The organism is Pseudomonas sp. GD03875 (assembly GCF_029840585.1).
Taxonomy (GTDB): Bacteria; Pseudomonadota; Gammaproteobacteria; order Pseudomonadales; family Pseudomonadaceae; genus Aquipseudomonas; species Aquipseudomonas paralcaligenes.
Genome location: NZ_JAOCCV010000001.1, coordinates 102,011 through 116,913, shown reverse-complemented (window position 1 = coordinate 116,913; position 14,903 = coordinate 102,011). Strand labels below are relative to the sequence as shown.

Annotated in this window: 14 protein-coding genes; 10 read left to right on the top strand and 4 right to left on the bottom strand. The window is 69.5% G+C overall.

The window, feature by feature from the left end:
* The first annotated feature begins 42 nt into the window (after positions 1 to 42).
* The 5 genes from N5D30_RS00575 (at position 43) to N5D30_RS00555 (ending at position 5,165) form a co-directional block, all read left to right on the top strand.
* Positions 43 to 366 (top strand): hypothetical protein, encoded by a 324-nt coding sequence (locus N5D30_RS00575; RefSeq protein ID WP_279907213.1) that lies wholly within the window; start codon positions 43 to 45, stop codon positions 364 to 366.
* Positions 367 to 459: 93 nt separating this feature from the next.
* The gene (locus tag N5D30_RS00570; protein ID WP_279907212.1) at positions 460 to 1,239 is read left to right on the top strand and encodes a protein phosphatase 2C domain-containing protein; all 780 of its coding nucleotides are present in this window, start codon (positions 460 to 462) and stop codon (positions 1,237 to 1,239) included.
* Between the two features lie 12 nt (positions 1,240 to 1,251).
* Entirely contained in the window at positions 1,252 to 2,922 is a 1,671-nt protein-coding gene (locus N5D30_RS00565; RefSeq protein ID WP_279907211.1) for a serine/threonine-protein kinase, read from the top strand.
* A 10-nt stretch (positions 2,923 to 2,932) separates the two neighbouring features.
* Complete coding sequence (locus N5D30_RS00560; RefSeq protein ID WP_279907210.1) at positions 2,933 to 3,790, top strand: FHA domain-containing protein; 858 nt, start codon at positions 2,933 to 2,935, stop codon at positions 3,788 to 3,790.
* A 352-nt stretch (positions 3,791 to 4,142) separates the two neighbouring features.
* Positions 4,143 to 5,165, top strand: a complete 1,023-nt coding sequence (locus N5D30_RS00555; protein WP_279907209.1) for an alpha/beta hydrolase — start codon at positions 4,143 to 4,145, stop codon at positions 5,163 to 5,165.
* Here the strand turns inward: N5D30_RS00555 and glpD are convergent.
* Both glpD and N5D30_RS00545 read right to left on the bottom strand, forming a co-directional pair.
* Positions 5,162 to 6,703, bottom strand: coding sequence for a glycerol-3-phosphate dehydrogenase (gene glpD / locus N5D30_RS00550; RefSeq protein ID WP_279907208.1), 1,542 nt, complete (start codon positions 6,701 to 6,703; stop codon positions 5,162 to 5,164). The genes N5D30_RS00555 and glpD overlap by 4 nt on opposite strands.
* A gap of 167 nt (positions 6,704 to 6,870) precedes the next feature.
* Positions 6,871 to 7,629: a DeoR family transcriptional regulator gene (locus N5D30_RS00545; protein ID WP_220815007.1), complete on the bottom strand. Its 759-nt coding sequence runs from the start codon at positions 7,627 to 7,629 to the stop codon at positions 6,871 to 6,873.
* A gap of 180 nt (positions 7,630 to 7,809) precedes the next feature.
* Between N5D30_RS00545 and ybaK the strand changes: the two genes are divergently transcribed.
* The 5 genes from ybaK (at position 7,810) to N5D30_RS00520 (ending at position 12,727) form a co-directional block, all read left to right on the top strand.
* Positions 7,810 to 8,280 (top strand): Cys-tRNA(Pro) deacylase, encoded by a 471-nt coding sequence (gene ybaK, locus N5D30_RS00540; protein WP_220815006.1) that lies wholly within the window; start codon positions 7,810 to 7,812, stop codon positions 8,278 to 8,280.
* A gap of 32 nt (positions 8,281 to 8,312) precedes the next feature.
* On the top strand, positions 8,313 to 9,512 hold the full coding sequence (locus N5D30_RS00535; protein WP_279907207.1) for a hypothetical protein: 1,200 nt from the start codon (positions 8,313 to 8,315) through the stop codon (positions 9,510 to 9,512).
* A gap of 55 nt (positions 9,513 to 9,567) precedes the next feature.
* A complete protein-coding gene (gene glpK / locus N5D30_RS00530) occupies positions 9,568 to 11,055 on the top strand; it encodes a glycerol kinase GlpK (RefSeq protein ID WP_279907206.1) in 1,488 nt (495 codons plus the stop codon).
* A gap of 41 nt (positions 11,056 to 11,096) precedes the next feature.
* Positions 11,097 to 11,867, top strand: coding sequence for a transporter substrate-binding domain-containing protein (locus N5D30_RS00525; RefSeq protein ID WP_279907205.1), 771 nt, complete (start codon positions 11,097 to 11,099; stop codon positions 11,865 to 11,867).
* Positions 11,868 to 11,947: 80 nt separating this feature from the next.
* Positions 11,948 to 12,727: a PhzF family phenazine biosynthesis protein gene (locus N5D30_RS00520; protein ID WP_279907204.1), complete on the top strand. Its 780-nt coding sequence runs from the start codon at positions 11,948 to 11,950 to the stop codon at positions 12,725 to 12,727.
* A gap of 54 nt (positions 12,728 to 12,781) precedes the next feature.
* On the opposite strand, the gene N5D30_RS00515 is transcribed toward N5D30_RS00520, so the two are convergent.
* Positions 12,782 to 13,885, bottom strand: a complete 1,104-nt coding sequence (locus N5D30_RS00515) for an ABC transporter ATP-binding protein (RefSeq protein WP_279907203.1) — start codon at positions 13,883 to 13,885, stop codon at positions 12,782 to 12,784.
* Positions 13,882 to 14,799, bottom strand: a complete 918-nt coding sequence (gene argF / locus N5D30_RS00510) for an ornithine carbamoyltransferase (RefSeq protein ID WP_279907202.1) — start codon at positions 14,797 to 14,799, stop codon at positions 13,882 to 13,884. Before argF ends, N5D30_RS00515 begins: the two co-directional genes overlap by 4 nt.
* Positions 14,800 to 14,903 lie beyond the last annotated feature (104 nt).

Below are 14,903 nucleotides of genomic sequence, written 5' to 3'. Positions count from 1 at the left end.
TTGGGGCGTAGCATCGGCTGATCGAAGAGGTGGAGGTTTCCCATGCGGATCGTCGTACTGCTGCTGACCGGCGCCCTGAGCGGAGCGGTGCTGGCCGCCGAGCCGATATACCGGCCGATCCCCATCGAATACGTCAGCCCCGGCGCCAGTGGCAGCGTCAGCACCTACAGCCGCAGCCAGAGCTATCCGCTCTACGGTGGCCACGCGGTGCCGGGGCTGGGCTACGGCCGCAGCCAGGTGGAGATACGTGGCGGTTCCGCCGTGCTTCAGAGCGGCGGCATCCGTCAGAGCGTCGAGTACCCGGGCGGGCTGGAGGTGCAGCGCTATCCGGGGCAGCGCGGCTACGAGATACGCCGCGAACGCTGATGACTGCTTAACACTTCGAGCGCTTCGGGCTGACAGCGCCGGCCCGGCCCAGCATCATGCGCGGCAATGCATTTCGGAGGGTGAGCGACTGTCATGTCGATGCAGTTCCTAGGGTTCGCGGCGCAGAGCGTGACGGGGCGGGTGCGCGGGCACAACGAGGATGCCTTGCTCTGTCTCCCCGAGTTCGGCCTGTGGGCGGTGGCCGACGGCATGGGTGGGCACCAGTTCGGCGAGGTGGCCAGCGCGCTGGCGCTGGACACCCTGCGCGCGGCCGTCGCCGCCGGCGACGATCTCGAGGCCGCGATCCACGCCGCCAACCAGGCGGTCCTCGACGCAGGCAGGGACAACGGTGGCCGGCGCATGGGCAGCACCGTCGTCGCCGCCCGCTTCGCCGGTGCCGACTTCGAGGTGGCCTGGATCGGCGACAGCCGCGCCTACCTCGTCACTCTGGACGGGATCGCCCGCCTGACCCGCGACCACAGCTGGGTGCAGGCGATGATCGACGCCGGCGAGCTGAGCGTCGAGGAGGCCCGCCAGCACCCGCGGCGCAATATCGTCACCCAGTGCCTGGGGCTGAGCGAGGAGTTCCTCGAGGTCGGCAGGGTGCAAGGTCGCCTGGCGCCCGGTGAATTGCTGCTGCTGTGCAGCGATGGTCTGACCGGCGAGTTGAACGACGGGCAGATCGAGGAGGTCTGTGCTGGTGCGGCGACCCTCGACGAGCTGGTCGAGCAACTGATAGGGCTGGCCAACCGGCTGGGCGGCAAGGACAATATCTCCTGCATCGTCCTGGGCCACAGCCTGCCCGAATCGACGAAGATCGACGCCAAGCCGCGCAATTTCCTCAGCCGGTGGCTCCACTCCCGCAAGCACTGAACGATCGACATCATGGCCACCACTCTGCTTGAGATTCCCGGCTACCGGGTGCATGGACAACTGGGCAAGGGCGGCATGGCCGAGATTTTCCTGGCCACCCAGGAGTCGCTGAGCCGCAAGGTGGCGATCAAGGTGCTGCGCCGCGCCGAGGACGAAGCCTTCAGCCAGCGCTTCGTCAGAGAGGCGCACATGGTCGCCTCGCTCAACCACCCCTCCATCATCACCATCCACGACATCGACCGACTCGCCGACGGCCGCCACTACCTGGCCATGGAGTTCCTGCCGGGCGGCGACCTGGCGCGGCACAAGGGCGAGCTGTTCGCCCCCGAGCGCGCGCTGGAGATCGCCAGGCAGATCGCCAGCGGCCTGGCCGTGGTCCACGACAAGGGCATGGTGCACCGCGACGTGAAGCCGGCCAACGTGCTGTTCCGCGCCGACGGAACCGCCGTGCTCACCGACTTCGGCGTGGCCAAGGACCTGGACATCGACAGCGAGCTGACCCAGTTCGGCGTCGCCGTCGGCAGCCCGGCCTACAGCAGCCCGGAGCAGGCCCAGTGCCAGCCGCTGGATGCGCGCAGCGACATCTACAGCCTGGGCGTGATCCTTCTGGAGATGCTGACCGGCAGCAACCCCTTCCGTGGCGGCAACTACACCCAGACGGTGGTCAACCACGTGCAGATGGAGCCGCCGCTGCCGGACAGTCTTGGCGCCTTCCGTGGCGTGCTGGCGCGCATGCTGACGAAGAGCCCGGACCAGCGCTTCGCCGACTGCCGCGCCCTGCTGGCCGCGCTGGACGAGGTGGAGCTGAGCGATCTGGAACAGACCCAGATACGCCCCGCGGCGCCGATCGCCGTGGCGCCCGCGCCGCGCCGCCGCCGTTCGGCCATGCCGCTGCTGGTGACCCTGAGCGTGCTGGTGCTGATCGGCACCCTGACCTTCGCCGGCCTCTACCTCAAGGAGCGCCGGGAGCTCCAGGCGTTGCTGGACGAGGCTGAGCAGCGCTTCGCCAGCGGTCATCTGGTCGAGCCGGAGGGGGACAGCGCCGAGCACTACTTCAACCGGGTGCTGGCGCTCGACGAGCAGAACGGCGAGGCGCTGAATGGCCTGCTGCGCATCCGCGAGTCGCGCATCGGTGCGCTGCTGGTCCAGGCCGACCAGCGCCTGGCCGAGGGCCTGCTGACCGAGCCCGCCGAGGACAACGCCGACTTCTACTATCGCCAGGCTCTGGCCATCGACCCGCAGCATGCCGGGGCGCTCGAGGGCCTGCAGCGGCTGCTGGCGGCGCGCATCGCCCGCTCCCTGGCGCTGGCGGAGCAGAGCATCGCCGACAAGCGCCTGCTGCTGCCGGAGGGCGACAGCGCGGTGCACTACTTCCGCCAGGTGCTCGGCTGGTCGCCGGACAACGCCGAGGCCCTGGCCGGGCTCAACCGGGTGGCCCTGCGCTACCGCGAACTGGCCGGCAGCGCCTACCGGCGCAGCGACTTCCCCGGCGCGCTGGCGATGATCGAGCGGGGCCTGGAGGCCGAGCCGCAGAACACCGAGCTGCTGCGCATGCGCGGCGAGCACCAGCGGCTGCTCGACGAGGCCCGCGTCGCCAGCACCCGCGCCGCGGCCACCAAGGTCGAGCGCGAACGCGACAGCAACCCGATCAAACGTGTCTGGAATAACCTCTTCGGTCAGTAGGAACGCATCCATGCTCAAACTGCATTTCAAGGACAGCCGCCAGGCCCCCGTCTGGCTGGTCGAGGAGCGTTTCACCCTGGGCCGCGACCGGCGCAACGACCTGGTGCTGGAAGACCCCGGCATCAGCGCCTTCCACGCCGAGATCCGCCAGGAGGGCGGCCTCTATTACATCAGCGACTGCGAGAGCGAGCAGGGCACCTTCGTCAATGACGAGCGCGTCGCCAGCCGCTACCAGCTGCGCTCGGACGACCGGGTGCGCCTGGGCGACGTCGAGCTGCTGCTGGTCGACCCGGGCAAGGCCGGCGCCCGCGCCGAGGTCGGCCAGCGCTGGTTCCTGCAGGTGATCCAGGGCGAGCACGAGGGGCGCAAGTTCCACATCAGCGGCTCGATGACCTTCGGCCGCTCGGTGAAGTGCGAACTGTGCTTCAGCGATGCCCAGCTGTCGCGCCGCCACTGCGAGTTCTTCCTGCGTGACGACGGCCTGGAGGTCAAGGACCTGGCCTCCGCCAACGGGCTGACGGTCAACGGCGAGAAAACCAGCGGCGCGGTGCTCAAGCCCGGCGACCAGGTGCGCATGGGCTCGGTAGTGCTGCTGGTGATCGGCCCCAGGGTCGAGGCCCGGGAGGCGGAAGAGGAGGTCGGCGAGGACGCCACTGTGTTCGTGCGCGCCGTCGATCTGCCCCGGCCCATGCCCCGGTCGACCCCCAGGAGCGCCCAGGGGACCGTCAACCCGCTGCACGCTGCCGCTCGCGCCCAGGCCGCGCCGTCTCCGGTCGTGGCCAGGAGCGGCGGCGCGGCGCTGGGCATCGGCCTGGTGCTCCTAGTGTTGGCGGTGGGTGGAGGGCTGGCTGCCGCCTTCCTGCTCTGAGAGCCTGTTTACGATCTTCTGGCTGTCGGCCTACGGCGTTAAAAACGGCTCCGTTACGTGTTGTAGCGCCCTTTCTGGATCCCCGCCTGCGCGGGGATGACGAGGTAGGGGGTGGAGTTTCTTCGAAACCGTCATTCCCGCGTAGGCGGGAATCCAGGGCAGGCAGCTGCAGCGCTCAGATAGAGGGCCTTGTCTGAATCTGATCCAGAAGACAGTGAACAGGCTCTGAATCCGGCCCGGGTCACTACCGCTCGGCATTCTTCATCAAACTGTCATCGAACTGTGGCAGCGGGAACCCTCGAACGTCAGCAAACTTGCGTCCTACTGGGGTTCTGCGTTCTGGGTGTTTCCAATGCGTGCGTGGTTTCTATTCGCCGCACTCTTGTGTGGCTGGCCGTCCTTTGCGGCCGCGAAATGCGATGTGCAGGTGCCGACCGCCACGGCGGACGTGGGCGACGTGCGCCTGGTCTACCAGAGCATCGGTCGCGACAGCGATCCGGCCCTGCTGCTGGTGATGGGCCTGGGCGGGCAACTGATCCACTGGCCGGACGAGGTGGTCGAGCGCCTCTGCCAGCAGGGTTTCCGGGTGATCCGCTTCGATAACCGCGACGTCGGCCTGTCGACCTGGCGCCATGAGCCGCCGACCGCCAATCTGGGCTACGAGGTCTTGCGCTTCCAGCTCGGCCTGGGAGCCACCGCGCCCTATTCGCTGCGCGACATGGCGGGTGACGCCCTCGGCCTGATGGACGAGCTGGGCGTGCGCCGCTTCCACGTGCTCGGCGCCAGTATGGGCGGGATGATCGCCCAGTACATGGCCGACCTCGCGCCGCAGCGGGTGGAGAGCCTGACCTTGGTGATGACCAGCTCCGGTGCGCCGGGCCTGCCGCCGCCCAGCGCCGAACTGCTGACGCAACTGGCGCGGCGCGAGGCGCCGAGCCGGCAGGCGGCCATCGAGCAGCAGGCCGATCTGCTGGCCGCCCTCGGCAGCCCCGGCCAGCCGGTGGAGCGCACCCAGTTGCTGCACGAGGCCGAGCGCAGCTACGACCGTGCCTTCAATCCGCAGGGTGTGCAGCGGCAGATCCTAGCGATCCTCGCCGAGCCGAGTCGGGTGGAGATGCTCAACCGCCTGCGGGTGCCGACCCTGGTGGTGCATGGCACCGCCGACCCACTGCTGCCGGTGATGCACGGGGTGCATGTGGCCGCGCATATCCGCGGCAGCCAGCTGCGCCTGATCCCGGGACTGGCGCACCGCTTCCAGAGCGCCTTCCGCGAACCGTTGCTGGCCGCCGTGCTGCCGCACCTGCAGGCGCATCGCCTGGACGACACCCAACTGGCCCACCTGGAGCCGCACAGCCCGGCGGCGTCGAGCCTCTAGAGAGAGGCGGCCTGAATGACCGGCTGCGGCGCCGGCTGGCTACCGTGCAGGTAGTCGCGCAGGCGCGCCTGCTGGCCGGGTGTCATGAACAGGCCGAGCTTGGTGCGACGCCAGAGGATGTCCTCGGCCTCCTGCGCCCATTCCTCGCGGCGCAGATAGTCCACTTCGCGGGTGTAGAGGCCGGCGCCCAGGTGCTCGCCCAGGTCGCCCTGCTGGCGCACGCCTTCCAGCAGGCGCCAGGCGCGGCTGCCGTAGGTGGCGGTCCAGCGCCGGGCCAGGTCGCGGTCGAGCCAGCCGAGGCGCGCGACCAGCTTCTCCGCCAGCGCCTCGCGACTGGTCATGTCCTCGCCGCCGGGCAGCGGCGCCTGGGCGGTCCAGGCCGGGCCGAGGCGGGGGAAGGTCGGCGCCAGCAGGGCCATGGCCGACTCGGCGAGCTTGCGGTAGGTGGTCAGCTTGCCGCCGAACACCGACAGCAGTGGCGCCTCGCCGGGGGCGCCGGCCAGCGACAGGGTGTAGTCGCGGGTGATCGCCGAGGGCATGTCGGATTCGTCGTCGCACAGCGGGCGCACGCCGGAGTAGCTGTGCAGGATGTCGGCGCGGCCCAGCTGGCGCTTGAAGTGGGCGTTGACCACGGCCAGCAGGTAGTCGGTCTCCTCGTCGCTGATCGTCACCCGCGCCGGGTCGCCGGTGAATTCGCGGTCGGTGGTGCCGATCAGGCTGAAACGCTCCAGCCAGGGGATGACGAAGACGATGCGCTGGTCCTCGTTCTGCAGGATGTAGGCCTTGTCCTGATCGTGCAGGCGCGGCACCACGATGTGGCTGCCTTGGATCAGGCGGATGCCGTAGGGCGCCTTCTGCTTCAGGTCCGCGTCGAGGAAGCGCGCCACCCAGGGGCCGGCGGCGTTGACCAGGGCGCGCGCGCGGATCGAGAACAGGCTGCCGTCGGCGCGCTCCAAGTGCAGGTGCCACAGGCCCTTGCTGCGCCGGGCACTGACGCAGCGGGTGCGGGTGTGGATGTGGGCGCGCCGTTCGCGGGCGGCCATGGCGTTGAGCACCACCAGGCGGGCATCGTCCACCCAGCAGTCGGAATATTCGAAACCGCGCACCATCTCCGCGCGCAGCGGGCTGCTGGCGCCGAAGCGCACGCCGTGGGAGCCCGCCAGCTTCTCGCGCTTGCCCAGGTGGTCGTAGAGGAACAGGCCGGCGCGAATCATCCAGGCGGGGCGCAGGTGCGGGCGGTGCGGCAGGATGAAGCGCATCGGTTTGACGATGTGCGGCGCCTTGGCCAGCAGTACCTCGCGCTCGGCCAGCGCCTCGCGTACCAGGCGGAATTCGTGGTGTTCCAGGTAGCGCAGGCCGCCGTGGATCAGTTTGCTGCTGGCCGACGAGGTGTGGCTGGCCAGGTCGTCGCGTTCGCAGAGGAACACCGACAGGCCGCGCCCGGCCGCGTCGGCGGCGATGCCGGCGCCGTTGATGCCGCCGCCGACCACGGCAAGGTCGTAGATTTCGGCGATGGGGGGCGTCTGGCTGTGCGGCATGGCGAGGCACCTGTGTTTGAATTCGAAATTGAATGTTCGTTTACGAAAATAGCCTAGCCGAACCAGCGTGCTTGCGCCAGCCCGGACGTCGGCAAGTGGGAGTAGGGCGGGTGCAACCCGCGTGTGCATCGGAGGCAGGGACCGCGCGGGTTACACCCGCCCTGCGTTCAGACGATATGCAGGCGGATCTGCTGCTCGGCCAGCAGTTGGGCGATGGCGGGGGCGGGCGGGGCGTCGGTGTAGAGGTGGTCGACCAGGGTGATGGCGCCCAGGCGCACCACCGCGTTGCGCCCGAACTTGCTGGAGTCGGCGGCCAGCAGCACCTGCCGGGCGTTGTCGATGATCGCCTGGGAGACGCGCACTTCCTGGTAGTCGAAGTCCAGCAGGCTGCCGTCCTCGTCGATGCCGCTGATGCCGACCACGGCGAAGTCGACCTTGAACTGCTGGATGAAGTCCACCGCCGTCTGGCCCACCACGCCGCCGTCGGCGCGTACGCTGCCGCCGGCCACCAGTACCTCGAAGTCGGCCTTGTCGGCCAGGGTGGCGGCCACGTGCAGGTTGTTGGTGATCACCTTGAGGTGCTTGTGCCCGAGCAGCGCGCGGGCGATGGCCTCGGTGGTGGTGCCGATGTTGATGAACAGCGAGGCGTGGTCGGGAATGGCTGCGGCGACGGCCTCGGCGATGCGCTGCTTTTCGTCGCGCATCTGCCCGGCGCGCATGGCGTAGGCGGTGTTCTGGATGCTCGACGCCTCGCTCGCTGCGCCGCCGTGGGTGCGGCGCAGCAGCCCCTGCTCGGCGAGCTGGTTGATGTCGCGGCGAATGGTCTGCGGGGTCACGGCGAAGGCCTGGGCCAGCTCGTCGATGCTGACGTAGCCGCGCTCGCGGGCGCGTTCGAGGATGCTCTGCTGGCGGGGCGGGAGGCTCATGGGCTGTCCTTCGGCGTGGGTCGGGCGATTATAGCGAGCTGCCGGCCGCAGGCGACCGTCATGCCAGCCATCCATGGCGGCCACTCTTGCGGGCCGTCGCAGGGCGAGGTTAAAAACTGCTCCCGGCGGTTTTTTTCCGCTAAGGTACACGAATTCCGACTGGGATTTTCACATTCGAACATGACGCCCGCCATCGATCTGCTGAAAAAGGCCAAGGCCGAGCACAAGGTGCACAGCTATCACCACGACCCCAAGTCCGCCTCCTATGGCCTGGAGGCCGCCGAGAAGCTCGGCCTGGACCCGGCGCAGGTGTTCAAGACGCTGCTCGCCGCCACCGAGAAGGGCGAGTTGCTGGTGGCGGTGGTGCCGGTGGCCGGCAGCCTCGACCTCAAGGCCCTGGCCCACGCCGCCGGCGCCAAGAAGGCCGACATGGCCGACCCGCAGCAGGCCCAGCGCAGCACCGGCTACCTGGTGGGCGGCATCAGTCCGCTGGGGCAGAAGAAGCGCCTGCGCACCTTCATCGACGAGAGCGCCCGGCGCTACCCGACCATCCACGTCAGCGCCGGCCGGCGCGGCCTGGAGGTGGAGCTGGCGGCCGAGGTGCTGGCCCAGCATACCCAGGCGAGCTTCGCCGACATCGGCCGGCCCTGAGCGGCCGATCACCACCAGGGAAGGAGGACAGCATGGCGTACGACAGGATCGACTGGCATTCCGGCGGCGACTACCCCGCGGGCCTGCCGGAGGAGAACGGCGGCATCCATATCGGCATGTTCCTGGCCTGGGCCTTTGGCCAGGGCATGGCGGGGGAGGTTCACCGCGAGGACTCGGCGGACCTGCTGGCTGCGCTGCAGCGGCGCGAGATCACCGGCCTGGAGTTCCTGTTGCGGGCCTGTGACAGCAAGTTCTGGGACGAGGACCTGAACGAGGAAGGCAACGCCTTCGCCATCGACTACTACAGCACGGGCGACGAGTCGCCGTTCGCCCGCCAGCACGGCGATTACCTGGGCGATTACTGCGACCTGTTCAACCGCCACGCCGAGGCGCACGGCTTCGAGTACGAGAGCACCTACCACGTCGAGAACACCTGGGAGAACTTCGAGCGGGTGCGGGCGATGCTCGACCAGCGCCTCGCCCAGTGGCGCGCCTGGCGCGAGGACGATGCCAATCGCACGCTCGACCCGAAGGCGCAGTTCCTGCGTGCCTGCGCCGAGGTCGGCGACGTGCTGGCGGCGCAGGGCTTCAAGCCCAACAAGCACGGCACGCTGTGGAAGAAGACGGCGGCCGACCGCGACAAGCTGTTCGAGGTCGAGTTCGAGGCGGAGCGCTACAACACCCGCGCCAACGTGCAGATGACGGTGAACGTGCGCATCTCCAGCAAGCGGCTCAAGCCGTGGCTGCAGGAGATCACCGGCAACAGTCACTGCGACGGCTACCTGCTGTTCGGCTCGCTGCGCCGGCCGGAGAAGGCCGCCAGGGTCATCGTCTGGCAGATCTCCGGCGTCTCTCTGGCGCAATCGGTGCGGGAGATGCGCGAGGCAATCACGCAATACCTGCTGCCGCTGTTCGAGCTGCTCGGTGACCGAGAGCGTGCACTGGAGCATCTGGCCGCCCATGGTGCCGGTTTCACCGGCGTCTGCCAGCCCGAGGCCACGCCGATGGCCTTCATGTTGTGCTTCGGCACCCGGGAGCAGGCCCAGCGTTTCTTCGAGGGTTACTACGCGAGCCGTCCCGGGCCGTGGCGCGGCAACATCGCCAAGACCTTCGCCCGGCTCCAGGCGGGCGAGGAAATCCTCTGGAACATGTCCGCCTATTCCGACGAGCACCGCATCAAGCTGGCCTTCGCCCAGGGGCTGGCGCTGCCTGCCCGGACAGGCGAGAGCTGAGGCGGCCCGCCGTGCCGACAACCCGATTACAAGTAGAACAAGGAAGCAAGACGCCATGACCCAGTACCTCCTGGCCATCGACCAGGGCACCACCAGCTCCCGCGCCATCGTCTTCAGCGCCCAGGGCCTGCCGCTGGCCAGCGCGCAGCGCGAGTTCAAGCAGTACTTCCCGCAGGATGGCTGGGTCGAGCACGACGCCGAGGAAATCTGGCTGAGCACCCTGGAAGTGTGCCGCGAGGCGCTGGCCAGCAAGGGCCTGAAGGCCGAGGAGGTGCTGGCCATCGGCATCACCAACCAGCGCGAGACCACCCTGGTGTGGGACGCGGCCACCGGCACGCCGATCCACCCGGCCATCGTCTGGCAGGACCGGCGTACCGCCGACTACTGCGCCGGGCTCAAGGCGGCTGGCCACGAGGCGCGGGTGACGGACAAGACCGGCCTGCTGATCGACCCTTATTTTTCCGCCACCAAGCTGCGCTGGATTCTCGACCAGGTACCCGGTGCCCGCGAGCGCGCAGCGCGCGGCGAACTGCGCTTCGGTACCGTGGACAGCTTCCTGCTGTGGCGCCTGACCGGCGGCAAGGCGCACCGCACCGACGCCAGCAACGCCTCGCGTACCCTGCTGTTCAACATCCACGAGCAGCGCTGGGACGACGAGCTGCTGGCGCTGTTCGACATCCCGCGCAGCCTGCTGCCGGAGGTGCTCGACTGCGCCGCCGAATTCGGCACCACCGAGGCGGGCCTGCTCGGCGCCGCCATCCCGGTGCTGGGCATGGCCGGCGACCAGCAGGCGGCGCTGATCGGCCAGGCCTGCTTCCGCCCCGGCATGGTCAAGAGCACCTATGGCACCGGCTGCTTCATGATCCAGAATACCGGCGACACCCCGGTGCGCTCGCGCAACCGCCTGCTGACCACCGTCGGCTACCGGCTGAACGGCAAGGTCACCTACGCGGTGGAGGGCAGCATCTTCGTCGCTGGCGCCGCCGTGCAGTGGCTGCGCGACGGCATCAAGCTGATCGGCCACGCCCGCGACAGCGAGGCGCTGGCCGAGCAGACCGGCGACGCCTGCGGGGTGTACCTGGTGCCGGCCTTCACCGGCCTCGGCGCGCCGTACTGGGACCCCAAGGCACGCGGCGCCATCTTCGGCCTGACCCGCGACACCGGGATCAAGGAGATCGTCACCGCCGGCCTGCAGTCGGTGTGCTACCAGACCCGCGACCTGCTCGAGGCGATGCGCCAGGACGGCGCTGCCGAGCCCAGCGCGCTGCGCGTGGACGGCGGCATGGTGGTCAACAACTGGGTCATGCAGTTCCTCGCCGACATCCTCGGCGTGCCGGTGGAGCGCCCGGTGGTCACCGAGACCACCGCCCTCGGCGTGGCCTACCTGGCCGGCCTGCAGGCCGGGCTGTACCGCGACCTGGACGAGATCGCCGGCCACTGGCACCGCGAGCAGCCGTTCGCCCCGCGCATGGCCGGCGCCCACCGCGACCGCCTCTACGCCGGCTGGCTGGACGCGGTGAAGCGGGTGCGCAGCGAAGCCTGAGGGTGATACAAGTGCATCGGTTCCCTGCGCGAGGTCGTCGCATGCCTGGAAGTCGCCTGCCTGCCCTGATCGCCCTGCTGGCCAGCCTGAGCGCGCCCCTGGCGGCGCGCGGCGAGACGCTGGTGATCGCCGCCGATCCCTGGTGCCCGATCAACTGCGCGGCCGACGCCGAGCGGCCGGGCATCTTCGTCGAGCTGGCGCGGGACATCTTCGCCGAGGCCGGCATCGAGGTGCGCTACGAGACGCGCAACTGGGCGCGGGTGCTGCAACAGGTGCGCCGCGGCGAGATCAACGCCGCGGTCGGCGCCGGCCGCGAGGACGCCCCCGACTTCCTGTTCACCGACACGCCGGTGGCGCTGTCGCGCAACTGCTTCTATACGCTGCCGGCGTCGACCTGGCGCTACACCGGGGTCGATTCGCTGCCGGGCGTCCGCCTCGGCGTGATCAACGACTACAGCTACGGCGAGCTGATCAACGCCTACGTCGAAGCCCATCGCCGCGACGACCAGCACGTGCAGGTGGCCGCTGGCGACCGCGCGCTGGAGATCAACCTGAACAAGCTGCGCCTCGGCCGCCTCGATGTCGTGCTGGAGAACAGCTGGGTGCTGCAGGCGCACCTGGCCGCGCGGGGCCGCCCGGTCGAGGTGCGCGAGGCTGGCTGCCGTGAGCCGGACGTGCCGATCTACCTGGCCTTCTCCCCGGCGCGGGAGGACAGTGCGCGCTACGTCGAGCTGTTCGAGCAGGGCCTGCGGCGCTACCGCGCCGACGGCCGCCTGGAGGCCCTGCTGCGGGCCTACGGCGTGGACCTGTAACGGCGCAATCGTCGGCGACTGTATCGGGCGATACCGGCCCGTGCCCGGCATGCTGGAGGTTCACGCACAAGGAGCCTCGCATGTCCCTCGAATTCCACCAGATCGACGCCTTCACCGACCGGCCCTTCCAGGGCAACCCGGCCGTGGTCTACCGCTTGGATGCCTGGCTGGACGAGGCGCTGATGCAGCGCATCGCCGCCGAGCACAACCAGGCCGAGACCGCCTTCGTGGTGCGCGAGGGCGCCGCCTGGCGAATCCGCTGGTTCACCCCGGCCTGCGAGGTGCCACTGTGCGGCCACGCCACCCTGGCCAGCGCCCATGCGCTGTTCGCTCTGTATGGCGAGCCGGGCGAGCGGCTGGATTTCGTCTGCCAGTCCGGCGCGCTGGCGGTGACCCGCGAGGCCGGCCGGCTGGTGCTGGACTTCCCGGCCATGACGATGGAGCCGGCGGCCATGGAGAGCGAGCTGGCGACGATCCTCGGCCAGCCGGTGCAGGCCGTGCGCCTGGGCAAGGAGCTGCTGGCGGTGCTGGAGTCGGAGGCGGCGGTGCGCGCCTGCACCCCGGACCTGACGGCGCTGGCGCGATTGCCGGGGCTGGGCGTGATCGTCACCGCGCCGGGCGAGCGGCACGATTTCGTCTCGCGCTACTTCGCGCCGGGCATCGGCATCGACGAGGACCCGGTCACCGGCTCCACCCACTGCGGCCTCGCGCCCTACTGGGCCGGACGGCTCGGCAAGACGGAGCTGAGCGCCTTCCAGTGCTCGGCGCGGGGTGGCGAACTGCACTGCACATTGCAGGGCGAGCGGGTGAAGATTGCCGGCCACGCGGTGCTGGTCGCCAGCGGCAAGTTGTTCCTGTAGGGCGGGTGCAACCCGCGTGCACGATCTGCGCGGGTTGCACCCGCCCTACGGTCCTCAGTTGCCGCTGTAGCGGCGCACGCCGGATTCCGCCAGGTTGACCTGGGCCGCCACGCTGCCCTGGGCGGCGAACACCACCAGATGCTCGGCGGCGATGCGGATGCCCACCTGCTGGCCTGGCAGATGGTCGGCGTGGCTGGGGAAGATGGCTTCGAGCTGGGTGCCGGTGGGCAGCTGCAGGCGGTACAGGGTGGCGGCGCCGAGGAAGGTCTTGCCGACCACCTGGGCGTGCAGGCCGCTGTCCGCCGCCGGCACGATGTCGTCCGGGCGCAGCAGCACGTCCACCGCGCTGCCTTCCGGCCACTGGTAGGCGCGGTTGCCGCGGATCACGCCGAGTTCGGTCTGTACCGTGTCAGGGCTCTGCAACTGGCCGCGGATGAAGTAGCCCTGGCCGACGAAGCTGGCGACGAAGGGCGTGGCCGGCTCGTGGTAGAGGTTGAAGGGGGTGTCCCACTGCTCCAGGCGGCCCTTGTTGAACACGCCGACCTGGTCGCTGACGGCGAAGGCCTCTTCCTGGTCGTGGGTGACCAGGATGGCGCTGGTGCCGCGCGCCTTGAGGATGTCGCGCACCTCGTGACTGAGGCGCCGGCGCAGCTCGCCGTCGAGGTTGGAGAAGGGCTCGTCGAGCAGCAGCAGCTGCGGTTCCGGCGCCAGGGCGCGGGCCAGGGAGACGCGCTGCTGCTGGCCGCCGGACAGCTCGTGCGGGTAGCGCTTGCCCAGGGCGGTAAGCTTGACCAGCTCCAGCAGCTCGGCCACCACCGCCTCGCGCTGCGGGTGCTTGCGGATGCCGAAGGCCACGTTCTCCGCCACGGTCAGGTGGGGGAACAGGGCGTAGTCCTGGAACACCATGCCGATGCGGCGTTTCTCGGGGGCGAGGGTGAAGCCGGGGCGGGAGATCACCTCGCCGGCCAGCTCGATCTCGCCTTCCTGCACCGGCTCGAAGCCGGCGATGGCGCGCAGGGTGGTGGTCTTGCCGCAGCCCGAAGGGCCGAGCAGGCAGCCGATGTCGCCGGCGTTGAGGTGCAGGTTGAGGGTCTGCACCACGCGGTGGTCCTGATAGCCGCAGGCGAGGCCGCGCAGCGACAGCAGCACCTGGCTCATGGGCGGTATCCCGGGGCGACCAGCAGCTCCAGCAGCGCCTTCTGCGCGTGCAGGCGGTTCTCGGCCTGCTGCCAGGCCAGCGAGCGCGGGTCGTCCAGCAGGTCCTCGCTGATCTCCTCGCCGCGGTGGGCCGGCAGGCAGTGGAGGAAGATCACGTCGTCCGCTGCGGCGTCGAGCAGCGCGCGGTTGACCTGGTAGGGGGCGAACAGGCGCAGGCGCTTGGCGCTTTCCTCTTCCTGGCCCATGGAGGTCCACACGTCGGTGCTTACCAGATGGGCGCCGGCCACCGCCTCGCGCGGGTCACGCACGATGCTCGCGCGGTCGCCGGCCAGGGCGAGGAACTCGGCCTTGGGCTCGTAGCCCTCGGGGCAGGCGATGCGCAGCTGGAAGTCGAAGCGCACGGCCGCCTCCAGGTAGGTGTTGCACATGTTGTTGCCGTCGCCGACCCAGGCCACGGTCTTGCCGGCGATGGCGCCGCGCGCCTCCTCGAAGGTCTGCATATCGGCCAGCAACTGGCAGGGATGCAGGTCGTCGGACAGGCCGTTGATCACCGGCACCGTGCTGTGGGCGGCGAACTCGGTGAGGTTGCTGTGGGCGTAGGTACGGATCATCACCGCGTCGAGCATGCTCGACATGACGATGGCGGTGTCGCCGATCGGCTCGCCGCGACCGAGCTGGGTGTCGCGCGGGGACAGGAAGATGGCCTGGCCGCCGAGCTGGATCATGCCGGCCTCGAAGGACAGGCGGGTACGGGTGGAAGCCTTCTCGAAGATCATGCCCAGGATGCGGCCTTTCAGCGGCTCGTGGGCCACGCCTCGGCGGCGCAGGTCCTTCAGCTCGATGGCTCGACGGATCAGGCCGCTCAGTTCCTGCGGGCTGTAATCCATCAACGAGAGAAAGTGCCTGGCGCTCATCTGTTTCACTACCTTGGTTTCGAACAACGGTCGCGGCCCCGAATTTTCCGGGGAAAAACCATCCACACGGCGGCTGTAACCGCCCGGGCGCGACGAATGGGGGA

Excerpts from the sequence above, each read along its gene's own strand:
- N5D30_RS00575 (WP_279907213.1), top strand. The coding sequence starts at position 43 with ATGCGGATCGTCGTACTGCTGCTGACCGGCGCCCTGAGCGGAGCGGTG.
- N5D30_RS00570 (WP_279907212.1), top strand. The coding sequence starts at position 460 with ATGTCGATGCAGTTCCTAGGGTTCGCGGCGCAGAGCGTGACGGGGCGG.
- N5D30_RS00565 (WP_279907211.1), top strand. The coding sequence starts at position 1,252 with ATGGCCACCACTCTGCTTGAGATTCCCGGCTACCGGGTGCATGGACAA.
- N5D30_RS00560 (WP_279907210.1), top strand. The coding sequence starts at position 2,933 with ATGCTCAAACTGCATTTCAAGGACAGCCGCCAGGCCCCCGTCTGGCTG.
- N5D30_RS00555 (WP_279907209.1), top strand. The coding sequence starts at position 4,143 with ATGCGTGCGTGGTTTCTATTCGCCGCACTCTTGTGTGGCTGGCCGTCC.
- glpD (WP_279907208.1), bottom strand. The coding sequence starts at position 6,703 with ATGCCGCACAGCCAGACGCCCCCCATCGCCGAAATCTACGACCTTGCC.
- N5D30_RS00545 (WP_220815007.1), bottom strand. The coding sequence starts at position 7,629 with ATGAGCCTCCCGCCCCGCCAGCAGAGCATCCTCGAACGCGCCCGCGAG.
- ybaK (WP_220815006.1), top strand. The coding sequence starts at position 7,810 with ATGACGCCCGCCATCGATCTGCTGAAAAAGGCCAAGGCCGAGCACAAG.
- N5D30_RS00535 (WP_279907207.1), top strand. The coding sequence starts at position 8,313 with ATGGCGTACGACAGGATCGACTGGCATTCCGGCGGCGACTACCCCGCG.
- glpK (WP_279907206.1), top strand. The coding sequence starts at position 9,568 with ATGACCCAGTACCTCCTGGCCATCGACCAGGGCACCACCAGCTCCCGC.
- N5D30_RS00525 (WP_279907205.1), top strand. The coding sequence starts at position 11,097 with ATGCCTGGAAGTCGCCTGCCTGCCCTGATCGCCCTGCTGGCCAGCCTG.
- N5D30_RS00520 (WP_279907204.1), top strand. The coding sequence starts at position 11,948 with ATGTCCCTCGAATTCCACCAGATCGACGCCTTCACCGACCGGCCCTTC.
- N5D30_RS00515 (WP_279907203.1), bottom strand. The coding sequence starts at position 13,885 with ATGAGCCAGGTGCTGCTGTCGCTGCGCGGCCTCGCCTGCGGCTATCAG.
- argF (WP_279907202.1), bottom strand. The coding sequence starts at position 14,799 with ATGAGCGCCAGGCACTTTCTCTCGTTGATGGATTACAGCCCGCAGGAA.